This is a genomic window from Rhizobium sp. 42MFCr.1 (genome assembly GCF_000377185.1).
Classification (GTDB): Bacteria; Pseudomonadota; Alphaproteobacteria; order Rhizobiales; family Rhizobiaceae; genus Rhizobium; species Rhizobium altiplani.
In genome coordinates this window covers 1-18,149 of record NZ_KB897854.1, presented here as the reverse complement: position 1 = coordinate 18,149, position 18,149 = coordinate 1, and the positions used below count along the sequence as shown (strand labels likewise).

Here is an 18,149-nt window from a genome sequence, read left to right as displayed (position 1 = left end):
AGATGTGAACCGGATTAGGCCGGGTCGGAAATAGTCGAGAGAAAATGCACCGTTTTTCCCGCTTGAAGGCCGTCCTGATCTGGGTTTTGGTGGTGGTGGCCGTGATACTCGCGGCCCCAAATCTGTTGTCTGAAGGGCAGCGTTCGAGGCTGCCCCTGTGGCTGGCTCATAGCCACATTGTTCCTGGCCCCGATGTTCAGGGCGGTTCCCATCTGCTTTTCCAGATAGAACGCGCTGATATCGTAAAGCACCAGCTCGAACGCACAGTCGCGGATGTTCGCGGTAAGTTGCGCGAAGCCAATATTCGCTACACTGGCCTGACCGGCAACGATCAGGAGATCACCGTCAAGATTACCGCTGCCAGCCAGGTGGATGCTGCCGTCAGTGCGTTGAGCGCGCTGACCGTGAGCACGAAAAGTGGCTGGTTCGGTGGCTCGGTTCAGAATGTTTCCCTGCAGAAGGGCAATGACGGACAGCTTACGCTACGAATTTCGAACGCTAGCATCGACCAAGGTATCGTGGCCGCTCAGACGCAGTCCATCGAGGTTGTCGAGCGTCGCATCGCCGGCATTGGGATTAGCAGTTTTTCAGTCCGCGGAGACGGGCGCGATCGTATCGACGTCAAGGCACTGGGCTCGGTCGACGTCGAGCGCCTGAAGAATATTCTGAGCGAGCCGGCCCAGCTCTCCGTCCGGCTGATCGATGAAAGCATGTCGGGGCAGGAGGCCCTTGCCGGTCGCTGGCCCGCGACGTCAGAGGTTCTCTACTCGCTCGACGATCCGCCCGTTCCCTATCTCGTGGACCGCACTGATTTCGTGACGGGCAACAATCTCGTTGACGTTCAGGCCGTCGCCGATGCGAACACGGATTCAGTCGCAATCAGTTACAAGCTGGATGCTGAAGGGACCGAACGCCTCGCGCAGAAGACTCGCCAGAACATCGGTCGGCACCTTGCCATACTTTTCGATGATCAGGTCATGGCGGCGCCTCTGATCAATGCGCCGATCCTGGACGGCACCGGGAAGGTGCCGGTCAGCTTCAGTGAGGACGGAGCCCGCGATCTTGCGCTGATCTTGCGAAGCGGCGCTCTGCCGGCGACGTTGACGACCGTAGAGGAGCGCACCGTCAGCCCCGTCCTCGGCGCTGAATCAAAGCGCGCCGGTCTGATCGCCGGCTTCGTCGCTGCGATCCTTGTCACCGGATTGATGTTTGCCTTCTATCGCAAGCTGGGCATCATTGCCGGCATTTCGCTGGTCCTGAATCTGCTTTTGATTCTTGCTGTGCTGAGCGTGATCGGCGCGACACTCACGCTGCCCGGCCTCGCAGGTATCGTCTTGATCATCGGCATGGCCGTCGACGCCAATGTGCTTGTCTACGAGCGAATTCGCGAGGAGGCGAAAGCCGGTCACTCCTTCGCGGATGCGATCGACAACGGCTTCTCCCGGGCATTTATGACCATCCTTGATGCCAACGTCACGATCGTCATTGCGGCCGTCATTCTCTATTATCTCGGCAGCGATACCGTCCGCGGTTTTGCAGTGACACTGGCCGCGGGAATCCTGACGACGGTCTTCACTACCTTCACGCTGACGCGCTGGATTGTCGTTACCTGGCTGCATCGCAAGCACCCGCGGCATCTGCCAAGGGATGTTCAGACGGGCATTTTCGACCGCGCGAACATCCGTTTCATGGGTATCAGGCGCTACACCTTCACGGTGTCGGCCGTGCTTTCCATTCTCGCCATGGTCGGCTTCGCGACAGTCGGTGCAAATCTTGGCGTCGACTTTGCGGGCGGGTCGCTGGTGGAAGTCAAGGCGAAGCAAGGTGCTGCCGATCGTGATGATATCCGCGCTCGCCTCGGTGATCTGAACATCGGGGCCATTGAGGCTCGCCGCCTTTCCGACCCGTCGACGGCATTGGTCCGCATCCAGGCGCAAGGCGGCGGCGAGAATGCCGAACAGTCTGCCATGACGTTGCTGCGTGATGAATTGAGCGACGACTATGAGATCCGGCGTGTCGAGGTTGTCGGCCCCGCCGTATCAGGCGAACTGACCAGGGCCGCGACGTTGGGCACACTCGGTTCGCTCGCTATCATCCTGCTTTACATCTGGCTCCGCTTCGAATGGCAATTCGCGATCGGCGCGATTATCGCGACGCTCCACGATATCATCCTGACGCTAGGCCTTTTCGTACTGACCGGCATGGAATTCAATCTCACAAGCGTTGCGGCCCTCCTGACGATCGTCGGCTATTCGCTCAACGATACAGTCGTCGTCTACGACAGGATGCGCGAGAATCTGAAGCGCTATCGCAAGATGCCTATGCCGATCCTGATCGATGCTTCCATCAACCAAACGCTGTCGCGCACCGTTCTGACGGCGGCAACGACGCTGCTGGCGCTGCTGGCGCTCTGCCTTTTCGGTGGCGACGTGATCCGCCCGTTCGCCTTTGTGATGCTGTTCGGCGTTGCCATTGGCACCTTTTCCTCCATCTACATAGCCGCGCCCGTGCTGATAGCCTTCAAGCTCCGCCCGGACGCGATTGACAACGATCAGAACAAGAAAGTGGCCGAGCCGGATACGAACCCCGGCAATCCGGCAGTGTGAGAATATGGCAAGAGGCATAGAAATCCGCGAGGCGCATTTTCCTGGACGTGCGCCCATCGATACCTACGGCAATGGCGGCTTCCGTTTCGCTGACATGTCTCATCGCGGGTCGATCCTTTGCCTGCCGTCCGGCATCTATGGCTGGGACATGGACATGTCGAAGCCTCTGTCGATCACGAATTTTCAAAAGGTGCTCGATGAAGCAGCCGAGATTGAGGTTCTGCTGATCGGGACGGGAGACGACATGCGTCCGATCCCGCCTGATCTGAAGGCCGCGCTCAAGGCTGCAGGTATTTCCTCGGATCCCATGAACACCGGCGCGGCCGTCCGCACCTTCAATATCATGCTCATGGAATCCCGCGCTGTCGCCGCGGCACTGATCGCGGTTTGACAATGGCGGAGCAGTCTTTGACGAACCAGGACATTTGCCTGGCGACGCTGCGTGACAACGACCGCGACCGCTATCTGGCTTGCCTGCTGGCGCCGGAAGTAAGGCGGGGCGCTCTGGCAGCTCTCTACGCTTTCAACGCCGAGCTCGCGCGCATTCGCGATCTGGTGCACGATCCCCTTCCAGGGGAGGTTCGCATGCAGTACTGGCGCGATCTGCTGGAGGGCGGCGCGCACGGCTCCACCCAGGCAAACCCGATTGCCGCCGCCTTGTTGTCGGCGATTGAAACCCACCGCCTGCCATCGCAGACACTCGTCAACATGATCGATGCCCGCATCTTCGATCTCTACGACGATCCGATGGTGACGCGGGTCTCACTTGAGGGGTATGCCGGCGAGACGGCGTCTGCGCTGATCCAACTGGCAAGTCTCGTGCTTGCGCCGGAGGCGGCCACCGCATCTGCTGAGGCTGCTGGGCACGCGGGCGTTGCGCAGGCCATCGCCGGTCTTCTGCTCCTGATGCCGTTGCATCGCCACCGCGGCCAGCTCTACCTTCCCCTTGAAATCCTGTCCGCTACCGGGCTCGATCGTGATGCGTTTCTCGCCGGCGAGGACAAGCCGCGAATCTCTGCCGCGATCGAAGCCTTTGCGGGACTTGGACGCGACCATCTTGCCAAGGCGAGACGTGTCGCAATACCGCAGTCGGTGTTTCCCGCCTTTTTGCCTGTCACCATGGCGGAGCCGGTTCTTTCCAACGCCCAGAAGGTAGGCGCGGGACTGTTCGATCGGCAGATCCAGCGATCGCAGTTTCGGCGCCAGGCCGGCATGCTGCTTGCGCTGATGCGCAAGAAAATCTGACCCTGTTTAAACTCGCGCAAGGCTCGTGCGTTATAAAGACGCCGTTGTCGATTTGATCGGAGAGGGATGTGAGCATAATCGTCTGGTGCGTTATATTCGCGATCGTCATCTTCATCGCCTTCATTTCGACGCGCATGGCGGCGCAGAACAAGGAAGATGGCCTGCACGATACCGGGCTCGCGATCATCGAGTTCAACCGGGCTTTCCCCAACGAAGCAATCCGCCAGTTGCAGGCGACTGCCGATGGGCAGGCGGTGTTCGTTCGTTTGCATGACAACAAGGCCGGCATCATGCGGAATATGCAGCGGCACTATTCGTGCCATGTTCTTGAGCCGGGAAGGGCGCGTGTGCTCGGCTCCGAAACCGGGCGAGGCCTCAACATAGAGTTCCTCGACGCACCACATCACAGCGGCACCTTTGAATTCGCGTCCGCCAGGGTGGCGTCGGAGGTCGCACTTTGGCTGCTCGGCAACTACGTGGCCGAGCCTGACAAGGCATTGCCGTCGCACAATCCCACGGTCGCAAACGGCCAGTAGCAAAGGTTCTGGCGAACCGGGATATCCCTTCGCTGCGGCCGTCCCGCATTCACAATGATCCTCGTCGGCGCGGCCCGCGCGATGCGTCGCCGCGGCCGTTTTGCCGTTGCCTACGGTCCGAAATAGGCGCAAGATTTACGCTATCCGGCATTAGTTTGAGTTTGTATTCACAAACGCGATGGAGGTGCGTGATGCTTGCAATCAATGATACCGCTCCGGATTTCGAAGCTCAGACAACCGAAGGCGTGATCAGTTTTCACCAGTGGATCGGCAACTCCTGGGCAGTGCTGTTTTCGCATCCGAAGGACTTTACCCCCGTATGCACGACCGAACTCGGCTACATGGCGCGGATCAAACCCGAATTCGACAAGCGCGGTGTGAAGATTATCGGTCTTTCCGTTGATCCGCTCGAACGCCACACCAGCTGGATGATAGACATCGAGGAAACGCAGGGCTATCGTCCAAACTATCCGATGATCGCGGACGTCGATTACGCGGTATCGAAGCGTTACAACATGCTGCCCGCGCTCGTATCCGGCGATCCGACCGAGCGCACTCCAGCCGACAATCAGACCGTCCGCAACGTCTTCGTGATAGGGCCTGACAAGAAGATCAAACTGGTCATGGTCTATCCGATGACCACGGGGCGCAACTTTGATGAGGTGCTGCGGGTCATCGATTCCCTGCAGCTTACCGCAAAGCACAAGGTCGCTACGCCAGTGAACTGGAAGAACGGCGAGGACGTGATCATCGCCGGTTCAGTCTCCGACGACGACGCAAAGAAGCAGTACCCGCAAGGTTGGCGAGCACCGAAGCCCTATATCAGGATCGTGCCGCAACCGCACGGATAGGCAATCGCAAAGCAAGCCGCCACGAAGGAGGTGGGGATGATCTTCCGGCAGCTGTTCGATCCGGTGTCGAGCACCTATTCCTATTTGCTGGCAAGCCGGAATGGCGGCGAGGCGCTGATCATCGATCCGGTGTTGGAAAGGGTTGATCGCTATCTTCAGCTCATCCGCGAGCTCGATCTGAAGCTAGTGAAGGCCGTAGATACCCATCTCCATGCCGACCACATCACAGGTCTTGGCGCGCTGCGCGACAAGACCCATTGTATTACCGTGATGGGAGAGCAAACAAAGGCCGACGTCGTTTCGATGCGTCTGTCGGACAATGAGAAGCTGACCATCGAGGGACTCGCCCTCGATGTGATTTATACGCCGGGACACACCGACGATTCCTACAGTTTCGTTTTGCCCGACCGTGTTTTTACCGGCGACACCCTGCTCATTCGCGGCACCGGCCGCACCGATTTCCAGAACGGAGATCCCCGGGCGCAATACGAGTCGATCTTTGGCCGACTGCTGAAGCTTCCGGAATCGACGATGGTCTTCCCTGCACACGACTACAAGGGCGATACGGTCTCGACCATCGGCGAGGAAAAGGCCTTCAATCCACGCCTGCAGGTAAGATCCGCCGATGAATATGCCGATCTGATGAACAATCTGAAACTGGCCAATCCGAAGATGATGGACGTAGCCGTTCCGGCTAACATGAAGGTCGGGATGAACCAGGACAACGTAATGCGCCATGGCTGGGCGCTGACGGCGCAGCAAGCGCTGGGCGTCGTCGGCCTCGGCGACGTCGCCTTGGTCGATCTGCGCGAGAATGCCGAACGGCAGCGAAACGGCACGATCCCGGGCTCTCTTCACGTCCCCTATCCCTCGCTCGAGGAAAGCATAGGCGCTGGCGGTACGCTGCATGAGCTGGCAACTTCAACCCGCAAGAGGCTGCTTTTCTATTGCGCGTTCGGCGAACGATCGGCAATGGCCGTGCAGGCAGCGCATGACGCCGGTCTTCCGCTGGCCTTTCATATTCAAGGCGGCATCGACGCCTGGAAGAAGGCGGACGGACCGATCGCGCATTAACGAGCGCCCTATGGCAAGCGATGCAATGGTGCAGCGGCAATCGATTCTGACCTGTCCGATCTGAGGGCACCGATCAGTGGAAACGGTGCCGGTCGATGCCTGCGTTTGGTTCCACGAATGCCAGGGCTGCGGCGCGACGCTTAAGGCGAAGCACGGCGATTGCTGCGTCTTTTGCTCATGCGGGTCGGTTCCGTGCCCGCCGATCCAAACCCGCGCGATCTCGCGGTGTTGTCAGGCCACCTCGAACAGGGCCGCGTAGTGATAGGGCGGCAGATCGACGACCCGCTGCATGGAAAAGCCAGCAGTCTCAACAACGGTACGAACCGCTTCGGGCGACATGCGCATCTCGGTTCGCGGTCCCCGGGGCTTGCCTAGGACCACCGTTTCCTCTCGCGGAGCCGGGTGCCAGTTGACGATGCAGAACAGGCCGTCCGGTTTCAGAACTTCCCTTACGGAACATGCGAGACCTATTTGGTCAGGAACGCCGTGGAAGGTATTGGCGATCAAGACAAAATCGACCGGTTCGTCAAGGTGTTTCGCCAGCGCCGACGTGGCGTCCGCGCAAATCCACTGGCGAACTGACGCGCCGCTGCGCTCAACTTCGGCCTTTGCCAGCTCGATCATGGCGGGATCGAGATCGAGCGCCGCCAACCGTCCGTCGACCAGTGCTGCGAGCGGGCCGGTGAAGTAACCGTCGCCGCAGCAAAGGTCGAGAACGCTCATGCCCCGCCGGATGCCAATCTGTTGAAGCAGCCCTTGGGGATCAGGCCACAGCACAGACCACCAATCCCTGTCCGGCATGGACGTGCCTTGAAACAATGCTGCCATGTCACGCCCCCGAGGAGGTCTCACCACACAGAATTTCGACAGCGACGAGACGCCTGTCGATGGCTAGATCGGTAGGCTCCCGGCTCGATTACGCACTCTCCGCGAGCTTGACGTCCTGCCCGAGCCAGGTGGCACAATCCGCAAGCGCCCGCTTGGCGATCAGCTGCCGCTTCATGATCGTCTTGTCCTTGCCGCGGAAACGCTTCACGCCTTCGGGTTTGACGATCGAGCCGGGCTCCAGCTCGGGGAACAGGCCGAAATTGATGTTCATCGGCTGAAACGACCGCTTGCCCGGCTCCTCGTCGTTGACGATGTGTCCGCCCGTGATGTGGCCGAGCAGCGAGCCGAGCGCCGTCGTGGCCGGCGGCAGGGATACTCCTTCTCCCTTTCGCTCGGCAGCGGCGAACCGGCCAGCCATGAGGCCGACGCTGGCGCTTTCGACATAGCCTTCGCAGCCAGTAATCTGCCCGGCAAAGCGCAGGCCCGGGCGGGACTTGAGCGTGAGCGACGGGTCGAGCAGCGTGGGCGAATTGATGTAGGTATTACGGTGAAGGCCGCCGAGGCGAGCGAATTCGGCTTTCTGGAGCCCCGGGATCATGCGGAAGATCTCGGCCTGGGCCCCGTATTTCAACTTCGTCTGGAAGCCGACCATGTTGTAGAGCGTGCCGAGCGCATTGTCCTGGCGCAACTGAACGACGGCATAGGCCTTGACCGTCGGGTTGTGCGCATTGGTCAGGCCCATCGGCTTCATCGGGCCGTGCCGCAGCGTCTCGCGGCCGCGCTCTGCCATCACCTCGATCGGAAGACAGCCGTCGAAGTAAGGCGTTCCTTCCCACTCCTTGAATCCGACAGTATCGCCGGCAATCAGGGCATCGACGAAAGCGTTGTACTGCTCTTCGGTCATCGGGCAGTTGATGTAATCCTTGCCGGTGCCACCGGGACCGACCTTGTCATAGCGCGACTGGTACCAGCAGATATCCATATCGATGCTGTCCCGATGAACGATCGGCGCGATTGCGTCGAAGAAGGCCAGCGCGTCCGCGCCCGTCTCGGCCTGGATGGCGCTTGCAAGGGAAGGTGCCGTCAACGGGCCGGTGGCAACGATGGCGAGATCCCATTCTGTCGGCGGCAAGCCGGTTACTTCTTCACGAACGACCGTGATCAACGGGTGCTCTTGGATCGCTTTGGTAACGGCGTCCGAGAAACCGTCGCGGTCGACGGCCAGCGCGCCACCGGCGGGGACCTGATGCTTGTCGGCGCACGCCATGATCAGCGATCCCGCCATGCGCATTTCGGCATGGATAACGCCAACCGCGTTGCTGGTCGCGTCGTCAGAGCGGAAGGAGTTGGAGCACACGAGCTCGGCCAAGCCGTCGGTCTTGTGGGCGTCGGTGCCACGCACGCCGCGCATCTCGTGCAGGATAACCGGCACGCCGGCATTTGCGATCTGCCAGGCTGCCTCGGAGCCGGCGAGCCCGCCGCCGACCACATGGATGGGAGAATGGGAAAAGGTCTTGTTCATGCGCGGCTGATTACCACGCTGGGCTGGCGCAGGAAACCGAAGAATTGGCGACTGATCGATGCCGGCACCGATGCCGTCAAATATCCAGCTTCAGCCGAGCGCCCGTGTCGCTCGCCGCCGGCACGGCGCAGCAAATCAGCGCTTCGTCATCGGCGGTGTCGGCGGTCGGCTCCTTCGTGTATGCGACGGAGCCTGACAGGATTTTCGTCCTGCAACTTCCGCAATTGCCAAGGCGACAGCTGAACTCGGGCGCCAAGCCGCGCGCTTCGGCAAGCTCGAGCAACGTGCCCGATCCTGGCTCCCAGCGTGCTTCCTTACCGGAGCGCATGAAATAGACCGGCTGCGGTTCTTCAGCGGCGGCGCGCGCGGGCGATCGCGGGAGCGCATCTCCCGATCGCTGGAGAGACGCGGGTCCAAACGCTTCGGCATTGATGCGGCTATCGGAGATATTCAATCCACGCAGGCCATCATAGACCGACTGCATGAAGCCGGCTGGACCGCACAGATAAAAGTCGTAGTCGTTGAACGGCAACACGCTGCTGAGCAGGGTCATGTCGACCCGCCCCTGCTTGTCATAGTCTTCACCAGCGACCGTATCAGAAGTATCGCTGAGCAACCGGACCAGCTTAACGACGCCGCCGGACACTGCGGCGAGTGCCTGCAGCTCGGCATTGAATGCACGTTCCGACGCGTTGTGCGCTGAGTAGATCAGCCAGGTCGGTCGTATCCGCCTGGTTCGCAGCCCCTCGTAGACGACATGCCGCAGCATCGCGAGCAGGGGGGTGATCCCGATGCCCGCCGCCAGCAAGACGGCAGGGCGTCTCTCGCCGGGGTCGATCGTGAACGCGCCTGTCGGGGCGCGTGTCTCGATGATGTCTCCTTGCCGGATGGCATCGTGAAGATGCGCCGAGACAAGCCCTTCGCGCTTGACGCTGATGCGATAGATACTGTCGGAGGGGGCCGAGGAGATCGTATAGGTGCGCACCGCCGGCACATCCGATCCCTCGAGCTTGATGCGGATCGGTAGGTGCTGGCCGGAGACATGCGGAATGATCCCGCCTTCGTCTATCGGTTCGAGATAGAACGAGCGCACGCTGGCGCTCTCTTCGACGATCCGGGTGACGCGGAAGGGCCGCCAGCTCTTGGCGAGGGCAATCGCCTGAAGCCGCGCGTCAGCCTCATCCCAACTCCCGGTCATCAGGGAGTTGGGAGATGGACCATTGGCGCGCGATCGCCAGCGCAGCGGCAACGCTTCCTGCCGGTAGACGATCTGTGTCGGGCGAAAGCGCCACAGACGCTCCGCCCCCTGGAACGCCGCTATCTCAGGCGATTCCAGAATGACCTCGGCGCTGCCCGATAACTGCAGCAGGTCGCCGCTCTCGAAATCCGCGAAGACCAACCCCGCCCGCGGATTGGCAAGAATGTTGCCGAGCGTGTTGAAGAAGAGATTGCCGGCAAAGTCCGGGATCGTCAGAACACTGTCCTCGCCAATCCGGACAAAGCCGGGCCGGCCGCCACGATGCGAAACATCGATTTGGCGCCCTTCATGGTCGCGGCCGACATACGAGGCGACGAAGAATGTATCCGCCTTGGCGATCATTTCGGCAGGCCGACCCTCCAGATTGCCAAAACTGACCGGGTCGTACCCGGAGGGCTGCATTGGATCCCGTGTAAACTCGAAATCGCGCAGCTGGATATATTGCGGGCAGTTGCCGTAGGCCTGCCCAACACGCACATCGAAGCCGTCCTGCCCGGTTCGATGGATAGTGCCATTCAGCCGGTTGCGACGGCGCGTGTGGAGCTCGATGCCCAACATGGCAATGGCCTTGCCGTCGTCCATTCCCGCGTCGGCCGGGTCGAGCGGCTCACGGGGAAGGTCGACACTCAGTGTGTGGACGTCCGGGCTCTGAAGGAAGCCCGGACGATTGGCACGGAGTGTCGCCCATGCGTTGCCGTCTTCATCTACCGCCCCAAGTACGATGAAGGGCAGCTGCGGGTAGAACTGCCGATGCTGATCGATCAGGTGATCTCGCAGCACGCGGCGGCCCACTTCGTCCATTCGCTTCGCGACGCCGACCTTCTCCTGCAGTGCGATCTCTCCGGCATGCCAGGGAGAGGAGGTGGTGCTCTGTGCCTCGGTGGGCATAACTGGCTCCTTCACGGCTTTTGGTCGGGTGCGGTGCGATGCGGCGCCTTAAGCGGCCTCGACAATGCCGACGGGTGATTTCTGGAAAGGCTGAAAGCCGGGAAGAGCTTCTATGCGCTCGAGCCAGGTCGTTACGCTACGGTAGGCAGACCGGTCGACGTTCCCCTCAGGCGCCCGTGCGATGTAGCTGTAGAGGGCGATGTCGGCGATCGTCGGTCTCGTTGAGACGATCCATTCACGACCGGTCAGTTGGGCATCGACAAGGCCAAGAATGCGATGAGCTCTCGCGATCACTTCTTCAGTATCGAATTTCGCGCCGAATAAGGTCACAAGACGGGCCGCGCATGGACCATAGGCGATCTCGCCCGCCGCGACCGACAGCCACCGCTGAACCGCAGCCGCCGCTGCCGGCTCCTCCGGCAGCCATCCCTCCGGCGCATACGTCTTGGCGACATAGACAAGAATGGCGTTGGAGTCGCTGACGACGGTGTCGCCGTCCTGAAGCACCGGCAGCTGCCCGAATGGGTTGAGCGCCAGGAAATCGGGGCTCTTGTGTTCTCCCGCCGCTAGGTCGACCTCCACGATTTCGGCATCGACGCCGATAAGCGACAGAAAGAGGCGGGCGCGATGGGCATGGCCCGATAGAGGATGCGAGTACAGCTTCATCGATCTGATCTCCGATTGAGGTGAACAAACAATAATTGTTTCCTGCTGCGCGTTGAATTGCGATAATATGAAAGTCACTATTTCAATTTGTGGAATATTGCGGGATATCCTATGGATCGGCTTCAATGCATGAGGGTTTTGGTCAAGGTCGCCGAGACGGCAAGCTTTGCGCAGGCTGCACGCCAACTTCACATGAGCGCTCCGGCCGTTACGCGCGCAGTTGCCTATCTGGAGGAAACTACAGGTGCTAGGCTGTTCGTGCGCTCAACGCGCTCGGTGAAGCTGACGCCATCAGGCAGCCGATATGCCGACGACTGCCGAAGGATTCTCAGTGATATCGACGAGGCGGAAGCCTCTGCCGGTGGATCCCATTCAACGGCATCCGGAATCCTCAGCATCACTGCGCCGGTATTGTTCGGTCAGATCCATGTCGTCCCGATTTTGACCGCGTTTCTCAGCACGCACCCGGCGGTCACCGGGCGCGTCCTGTTCTTCGATAGGATGGTCAATCTCGTGGAGGAGGGCATCGACGTCGCCATTCGTATCGGCCACCTGCAGGACTCGGACCAGCAGGCGAACAAAGTCGGCGGCGTGCGCCGCGTTGTCTGCGGCGCGCCGGCCTATTTCGCGCGTCATGGCGAGCCGGTAACGCCGGCGGATCTCACCCGGCACGTGACCATCGTCAATACGGGATCATCGGCGCCGTTGGACTGGCACTTCGCGCCCAACCATACGCCCGTCAAGCTTCACCCGCGCATGTACTGCAACACCGTCGATGCATCGATCTCCGCGGCGTTGACGGGGTGGGGCCTGACGCGGACCTTGTCCTATCAGGTGGCGGAGCATCTTGCTGCCGGTCGGTTGAGGACGGTGCTCGATCAGTACGAGGAAGAGCCACTGCCGATCCACGTGGTCCACGTAGAGGGCAGGCACGTCTCAGCCAAGACACGTGCTTTCGTGGACTTTGCTGTTCAGAAGATAAAGGCGCTCGGCCTCTAGAGGCAGACCGATGTCGAGGTAGATATCAGCCCGATACGCTGTGCCGCAAAGGCGGCATTTATGCCATGGCCTTGGCCGAGGCTTCGTAGCATTCGGACAGGGAGCTTATACGATCGAGGTTGTTCAGGATATCGACCATATCGCATGCTTCGCGCCACGTCATCCGAGCCATCTGCACGTTGTTCAACTCCGCCGGCCGTTGTGTCGTGGCATCGACAACGGTCCAGAGTCCGTCCTCCATGCGAAGATTATATCGGCACATTACGCATGTCTCCCTTGGGTAATGCCGGATACTTTCACAATGACTAATATGAGTCCATCCTAAAGGATGATGGAAGTGCGGTATTAACAGCCATGCCCGTGGCGGGCGCGCTCGCCGTGAAGGGGCTCAGAATCAAAAACGGCGCCAAAGGCGCCGTCTTGGAAGCTTCACGCTTGCCGCTATTAGCGGAACGAGCGGGAAGCGATATTGCGGATGTCGTAGCGGGTAACGCCGATGTCAGCGAGCGCCTGGTTGGAGAGGCTGCCAAGTTCGCTGAGCGTGCGGCGATAGCTCATCCAGTTCTTTGCAATGCGGATCGGGTTCATGTTCTTTTCCTCAGAATGATCGTCAGAGCGGCCCCATCGCCGTCTCATCGTTGACGTTCATATAAGTCTTCTCTGTCATATTGTGCAGTGCAAAGAAGCGGCATCTGCTATGCAATTGTGCATGTGATGCTCATTCCGAATGCAGCGATTGTTTTCTGAGCCACGCCAAAAGGGACGGGGAATTGACTGCAACTATCGCGGAAGCTGGTAGCCAGGCAAAAGAAAACGCCCGTTGCTAGGGGCAGCGGGCGTTTTATCAAGGCGATCTTGCTTGGGAGGATAGCAAGTCGCTTGGATTAGCGGGCAGAAGCCTCGCGAGCAACACGATGGATGTCAGAACGGTCGATACCGAGGTCGTGCAATTCGCGGTTGGTCATGCGGCCGAGTTCGGAAACAGTCTGACGATACTTGCGCCAGTTGTTGAAAGAGCGAGAGAAGTTCATTTTTGTCCCCTTTCCTAGGGCTTGCGATCTGCCAGCTGCCGCCGATCGGCGCTGACCTCTATTTGATGACTGCAATATATGTTGCGCTGCGAAGTCGTAGCAGAGACAAGATTTCAGATCACCTATGCACTAAGCGCAAGTCTCAAGTGCTAGTCGCCGTGATTTCGCGCCTATATGGTTAATCATTAGGCAGAATGGTTGGTGTATGCCGGCCCGCGTTGCCTTTTCTCCTTGCGAGGCAGAGTGGCCGCCGGTTGGCATATTCAGCTACGACAAGGAGGTCGCAGCAAAATTTGGTTCGGCGGTCAGCGGCTGCGGGGTCGTTGCTGCCTCCGATGAGCCTGCTGCCAGGCCATTAGACCGGCGCGACCTGCGGGAGGCACATCCGCCACCGCTGTCCAACAGGCATTGGAAAACCACGCTGCGATATTGTCGAAAACCAAACGCCCACCGGGGGAGGATCCGGTGGGCGTCGTTAGGGTGACTGACAACCGGGAGGAGGAGGAGTGTCGTCAGTCTATCGGAGGGCGCTGGGAGGAGGAGTGCGCTGCTCCGAATTTCGTTACGAAGATCATCTTCGCAGGCTTTTCCGGTAACCCGGGGCAGGGCGCCGTCCCCTTGCCTTCTGATTAGTAATATAAATCGTCTTACTGGTATTTTGCAGTGCAATATAATCATGCTGCCCATGCAGAAATCGCATGGCTTGCGAGTATGGAGTGTATATTAGCAACCTGCCGTTATGGATCGGTTAAAAAGCACCCCAAATTCGCCCAATGACGAATTCGTATGGGAATATTTCCCTCGTGCTCGATCAACGGCTATAAAGCAAAGAGAGGAAGCGCGTAGTCGCGCGTTTGGCGGAGTAGGGCATGTATCGCGGTCGATTGGAGCGAGACCTCTCGCTTTGGGTGGAAAAGGGGCTCTTGCCGGAGGCAACTGCAGGAGCGCTCTTGGAGGAATATGACGCGCGCCCGGCAAGCTTCAGCCTTGGCAACGTGCTGATGATCCTCGCGGCAATCCTGCTAGGGGCGGCGATCCTGCTGGTTGTCGCTTCGAATTGGGAAGCCATCCCGCGTCTTGTGCGCGTCGCCGTCATTCTTGCAATCATCTGGGTCGTGCATCTCGGCGCGGCGGTCATGCTCAGGCGCGGCGCAACCGGCGCAGCGGGCGGACTGCTGGTGATCGGGACATTGGCCTTCGGTGGAGCGATTTCGCTGATCGGGCAGATGTATCATCTGTCGGGAGACCAACTGACGGTCATGTACCTGTGGTTTGGCATGGCAGTGGTTTCGGCGGTGCTGTTTCGCTCCGGCGTCGTCGCCGCGGTGGCAGGCTTTCTGTCTTGGGGCAGCTTCGCGGCCTATCTCGATACCTACGATACGCGCTGGGTCGGCCTCGATCCCTGGATTGTGCCGCTCATGGCAGCGGTTGTCATTGGTCTCGTCCACCTCACCGGCGCGGATCGCGCGCGCCATCTCGCGTATCTGCTGCTTGTCGCCTGGCTTACCTGGCTCTATGCGGTGAACGAGAATTTCTGGCTCGCGCTCGCCTATGCTATCGGCGGCATGCTCACCTTTGTTCTCGTCAGCCTGCCGGTAGCACGACGTTCCGCGCTTCTCAGGACTGCCGGATCGGCTCCTGCCTTTTACACTTTCCTCGTCGCCATCATCGGTCTCCTTCTGCTCCATATTGAATTGGAGCATGGCTGGCAGTTCGTGACATTGGCGCTGGTGACGCTGGGCGCCGCAGTTGTTGCCATTGCGCTCCAGGGACGAAACAACGGTGCGGTGCGCTATCTGGCCTACGCCGCCTTTGCCGCTGAGATGCTCTACCTTGCGTCGGTGACCGTCGGGTCGATTCTCGGGACATCGAGCCTCTTCCTGTTCTCGGGGCTCTTCGTTGCGGCCGTCGCGTGGCTCGTCATTCGCCTCGAGCGGCGATTTGCCCTCAGAACTCCGGAGGCAAGCGTATGAGCATTTTCTCGCCGCAAGGCTCAGGCAGCCGCTACATCGTCGCTGCAATCATCGTAGCGGCGCTGCAGACCGCCGTTCTTGGCTATGCGATCGAGAGCCGTGCGTCGATTCTGCGCAGCGGTACCGACGCTCTGCTGAAGACCGCGCCCGTCGATCCGCGCGACTTTCTGCGCGGTGACTATGTCGTGCTGAACTACGAGATCTCCTCGGTCCCGGTAGCATCGATTGTTGGCGGTGTACCGCAGGACCAGGGCAAGAAGAGCCTATGGGTGCGGCTGAAGCCTGGCGATGGCGGATTCTGGGGCATTGTCGAAGCATCGTTCGAACGCTTGGCCGAGCAACCGGGCACCGTGGTTCTGCATAGCAGGCCTTTCTATAGTTATGGCCCCAATTCCGCCGACCACATCCGCGTCGAGTATGGCATCGAACGCTATTACGTTCCGGAAGGCCAAGGCACGGCCTTGGAGAAGGCGCGCCAGGGCGGTGACGTCTCCATTGCCGTTCGCGTGGCCTCGGATGGAACGCCACAGATACGCAGCCTGCTCGTCGACGGGAAGCCCGCCTACGACGAGCCTCTTTATTAAGTTGACGCCGAATGGTGTGGAAGCCTGCGAGCGCGGGCGAAATCACTGTCATTTGCCCTTCATTTTTCCTTTGCCTCTCCCAAATCGGGTGTTATAGAGACGCCGCGCTCCGGAAGGCCTCATGTGCAGGCATATGCATGCGGTTTTTGAGAACGCGGGTATGGTGAAATTGGTAGACACGCCAGATTTAGGTTCTGGTGCCGCAAGGCGTGGGAGTTCAAGTCTCTCTACCCGCACCAAAAGCTGGCTTGCAGGCGGGGGGACCGGAACCGGTGTTCCTCGATTACCCGGCAGCAAGGCGCCGTTCCGCCAGGGGCGGAATGAATAAGAATTGAGAACAAGCCACGCTCGGCAACTTTCCGGCGTCGTGCTCATCGAAACGAACGGCGTCTGGGCACGGCCGCCACGAAATGAGGTAGGAAGACATGCAGGTTATCGAAACGCTCGCTGAAGGGCTGAAGCGCGAAATCAAGGTCGTAATCCCGGCCAAGGACATGGAAGTCAAGATGAATGAGCGTCTTGCCGACGTGAAGGACAAGGTCCGCATCAACGGCTTCCGTCCGGGCAAGGTTCCGGCCGCTCACCTCAAGAAGGTTTACGGCAAGTCCATTATGGCCGACCTCGTCAACGAGATCGTCCGCGAGCAGCCGACCGCCATCTTGGCCGAACGCGGCGAAAAGTCCGCGACGCAGCCGGAAATCGCGATGACGGAAGACAAGGACGAGGCAGAACAGATCCTCGCCGCTCAGAAGGACTTCGAGTTCACGCTGTCCTACGAAGTTCTGCCGCCGATCGAACTGAAGTCCAACAAGGGCATCAAGATCACGCGCGAAGTCGTCGACATCTCCGAAGAGGAAGTCAACGAACAGGTTCTGAAGGTCGCTGAAAGCGCCCGTTCGTACGAAACCAAGAAGGGCAAGGCCGCCAACGGCGACCGCATCACGATGGACTACGTCGGCAAGGTCGACGGCGTTGCCTTCGAGGGCGGCACCGACCAGGGCGCCGAACTCGTTCTCGGCTCCGGCCGGTTCATCCCGGGCTTTGAAGACCAGCTGGTCGGCACCAAGGCTGGTGACGAGAAGACCATCACCGTTACCTTCCCGGCTGACTACCCGGCCAAGAACCTCGCTGGCCAGGAAGCCACCTTCGACCTGTCGGTCAAGGACGTTGCTGCTCCGGCCGACGTTGAAATCAACGACGAGTTGGCCAAGAAGCTCGGCCTTGAATCGGCTGACCGTCTGAAGGAAATCGTCCGCGGCCAGATCGAGTCGCAGTACGGCTCGATGACCCGCCAGAAGGTCAAGCGTCAGATCCTCGACCAGCTCGACGAAATGTACAAGTTCGAGACCCCGGCCTCGCTCGTCGACGCCGAGTACAACGGCATCTGGAACCAGGTCGCCAACGATCTCGCTCAGTCCGGCAAGACCTTCGAAGACGAAGACACGACGGAAGAGAAGGCACGCGAAGAGTACAAAAAGCTCGCTGAGCGTCGCGTTCGCCTCGGCCTCGTTCTCTCTGAAATCGGCGAAAAGGCCGGCGTCGAAGTAAGCGAAGACGAAATGCAGCGCGCCATCTACGAGCAGCTGCGCCAGTATCCGGGCCAGGAAAAGCAGATCCTTGACTTCTTCCGCAGCCAGCCGGGTGCGGCAGCCTCGATCCGCGCTCCGATCTTCGAAGAAAAGGTCATCGACCATCTGCTGACCGAAATCGACGTCACGGACAAGAAGGTGACCAAGGAAGAACTGCTCGCCGACGAAGAAGGCGAAGCGTCCGAGAAGGATGCCAAGAAGGCCGCTCCTAAGAAGAAGGCTGCTGCAAAGGCAGAAGCTGCTGAAGGCGAAGAAGCTGCTCCGAAGAAGAAAGCAGCTCCGAAGAAGAAGGCTTCCGAGGAAGGCGCCGAGTAATCTTCGGCCAGTTGAAATTTACGAAAGCCCCGCCTTGTGCGGGGCTTATACATTGCGAGGCCGGTGCATCGGTTATGATGCACCGGCCTCGTTTGCCATTGAGGTGATTGCAACACCGCAGTGACGATGCGCAGAGCGGTTGGTCCTAGCGGGCCTGAACTTTCGTTCGTAAAAAAGCAGAACC

General features: G+C 59.9%; 18 protein-coding genes and 1 tRNA gene. 12 read left to right on the top strand and 7 right to left on the bottom strand.

The annotated features are described in order from the left end of the window. Positions 1 to 44 precede the first annotated feature (44 nt). The 7 genes from secDF to C934_RS35855 all read left to right on the top strand — a co-directional run bounded on the left by secDF (position 45) and on the right by C934_RS35855 (position 6,571). Entirely contained in the window at positions 45 to 2,606 is a 2,562-nt protein-coding gene (gene secDF, locus C934_RS0125415) for a protein translocase subunit SecDF (protein ID WP_018859377.1), read from the top strand. Between the two features lie 4 nt (positions 2,607 to 2,610). Beyond that, the gene (locus tag C934_RS0125410) at positions 2,611 to 2,997 is read left to right on the top strand and encodes an Mth938-like domain-containing protein (protein ID WP_018859376.1); all 387 of its coding nucleotides are present in this window, start codon (positions 2,611 to 2,613) and stop codon (positions 2,995 to 2,997) included. 2 nt (positions 2,998 to 2,999) lie between these two features. Continuing rightward, on the top strand, positions 3,000 to 3,851 hold the full coding sequence (locus tag C934_RS0125405) for a phytoene/squalene synthase family protein (RefSeq protein ID WP_018859375.1): 852 nt from the start codon (positions 3,000 to 3,002) through the stop codon (positions 3,849 to 3,851). A 68-nt stretch (positions 3,852 to 3,919) separates the two neighbouring features. Next, positions 3,920 to 4,387 (top strand): hypothetical protein, encoded by a 468-nt coding sequence (locus C934_RS0125400; protein ID WP_018859374.1) that lies wholly within the window; start codon positions 3,920 to 3,922, stop codon positions 4,385 to 4,387. A 191-nt stretch (positions 4,388 to 4,578) separates the two neighbouring features. Beyond that, positions 4,579 to 5,238, top strand: coding sequence for a peroxiredoxin (locus C934_RS0125395; protein WP_018859373.1), 660 nt, complete (start codon positions 4,579 to 4,581; stop codon positions 5,236 to 5,238). A gap of 36 nt (positions 5,239 to 5,274) precedes the next feature. Then, positions 5,275 to 6,312: an MBL fold metallo-hydrolase gene (locus C934_RS0125390; protein WP_018859372.1), complete on the top strand. Its 1,038-nt coding sequence runs from the start codon at positions 5,275 to 5,277 to the stop codon at positions 6,310 to 6,312. A gap of 76 nt (positions 6,313 to 6,388) precedes the next feature. Beyond that, complete coding sequence (locus tag C934_RS35855; protein ID WP_245268009.1) at positions 6,389 to 6,571, top strand: GDCCVxC domain-containing (seleno)protein; 183 nt, start codon at positions 6,389 to 6,391, stop codon at positions 6,569 to 6,571. Here the strand turns inward: C934_RS35855 and C934_RS0125385 are convergent. The 4 genes from C934_RS0125385 to C934_RS0125370 all read right to left on the bottom strand — a co-directional run bounded on the left by C934_RS0125385 (position 6,544) and on the right by C934_RS0125370 (position 11,474). After that, complete coding sequence (locus C934_RS0125385) at positions 6,544 to 7,140, bottom strand: class I SAM-dependent methyltransferase (protein WP_018859371.1); 597 nt, start codon at positions 7,138 to 7,140, stop codon at positions 6,544 to 6,546. The genes C934_RS35855 and C934_RS0125385 overlap by 28 nt on opposite strands. A gap of 88 nt (positions 7,141 to 7,228) precedes the next feature. After that, positions 7,229 to 8,662 carry a methylenetetrahydrofolate--tRNA-(uracil(54)-C(5))-methyltransferase (FADH(2)-oxidizing) TrmFO gene (trmFO, locus tag C934_RS0125380; RefSeq protein WP_018859370.1) on the bottom strand — a complete coding sequence of 478 codons (1,434 nt, stop codon included), beginning with the start codon at positions 8,660 to 8,662 and terminating at the stop codon, positions 7,229 to 7,231. Positions 8,663 to 8,738: 76 nt separating this feature from the next. Next, the gene (locus tag C934_RS0125375; protein ID WP_018859369.1) at positions 8,739 to 10,808 is read right to left on the bottom strand and encodes a 2Fe-2S iron-sulfur cluster-binding protein; all 2,070 of its coding nucleotides are present in this window, start codon (positions 10,806 to 10,808) and stop codon (positions 8,739 to 8,741) included. A gap of 48 nt (positions 10,809 to 10,856) precedes the next feature. Beyond that, the gene (locus C934_RS0125370; protein ID WP_018859368.1) at positions 10,857 to 11,474 is read right to left on the bottom strand and encodes a glutathione S-transferase family protein; all 618 of its coding nucleotides are present in this window, start codon (positions 11,472 to 11,474) and stop codon (positions 10,857 to 10,859) included. Between the two features lie 111 nt (positions 11,475 to 11,585). Here C934_RS0125370 and C934_RS0125365 point away from each other — a divergent pair, with 111 nt between their 5' ends. After that, entirely contained in the window at positions 11,586 to 12,473 is an 888-nt protein-coding gene (locus C934_RS0125365) for a LysR family transcriptional regulator (RefSeq protein WP_026372074.1), read from the top strand. 58 nt (positions 12,474 to 12,531) lie between these two features. Here the strand turns inward: C934_RS0125365 and C934_RS0125360 are convergent, their stop codons facing one another. The 3 genes from C934_RS0125360 to C934_RS34085 form a co-directional block, all read right to left on the bottom strand. Continuing rightward, positions 12,532 to 12,735 (bottom strand): hypothetical protein, encoded by a 204-nt coding sequence (locus C934_RS0125360; RefSeq protein WP_026372073.1) that lies wholly within the window; start codon positions 12,733 to 12,735, stop codon positions 12,532 to 12,534. Between the two features lie 182 nt (positions 12,736 to 12,917). Beyond that, positions 12,918 to 13,061 carry a DUF1127 domain-containing protein gene (locus tag C934_RS34090; protein ID WP_018859365.1) on the bottom strand — a complete coding sequence of 48 codons (144 nt, stop codon included), beginning with the start codon at positions 13,059 to 13,061 and terminating at the stop codon, positions 12,918 to 12,920. 296 nt (positions 13,062 to 13,357) lie between these two features. After that, complete coding sequence (locus tag C934_RS34085) at positions 13,358 to 13,504, bottom strand: DUF1127 domain-containing protein (RefSeq protein WP_018859364.1); 147 nt, start codon at positions 13,502 to 13,504, stop codon at positions 13,358 to 13,360. 869 nt (positions 13,505 to 14,373) lie between these two features. On the opposite strand from C934_RS34085, the gene C934_RS0125340 reads away from it, so the two are divergent. The 4 genes from C934_RS0125340 to tig all read left to right on the top strand — a co-directional run bounded on the left by C934_RS0125340 (position 14,374) and on the right by tig (position 17,965). After that, the gene (locus C934_RS0125340; RefSeq protein WP_018859362.1) at positions 14,374 to 15,477 is read left to right on the top strand and encodes a DUF2157 domain-containing protein; all 1,104 of its coding nucleotides are present in this window, start codon (positions 14,374 to 14,376) and stop codon (positions 15,475 to 15,477) included. Further along, the gene (locus C934_RS0125335) at positions 15,474 to 16,061 is read left to right on the top strand and encodes a GDYXXLXY domain-containing protein (protein ID WP_018859361.1); all 588 of its coding nucleotides are present in this window, start codon (positions 15,474 to 15,476) and stop codon (positions 16,059 to 16,061) included. Before C934_RS0125340 ends, C934_RS0125335 begins: the two co-directional genes overlap by 4 nt. Positions 16,062 to 16,215: 154 nt before the next feature. Beyond that, positions 16,216 to 16,300 (top strand) — tRNA-Leu (locus tag C934_RS0125330). 186 nt (positions 16,301 to 16,486) lie between these two features. After that, positions 16,487 to 17,965 (top strand): trigger factor, encoded by a 1,479-nt coding sequence (gene tig, locus C934_RS0125325; RefSeq protein WP_018859360.1) that lies wholly within the window; start codon positions 16,487 to 16,489, stop codon positions 17,963 to 17,965. Positions 17,966 to 18,149: the final 184 nt, after the last annotated feature.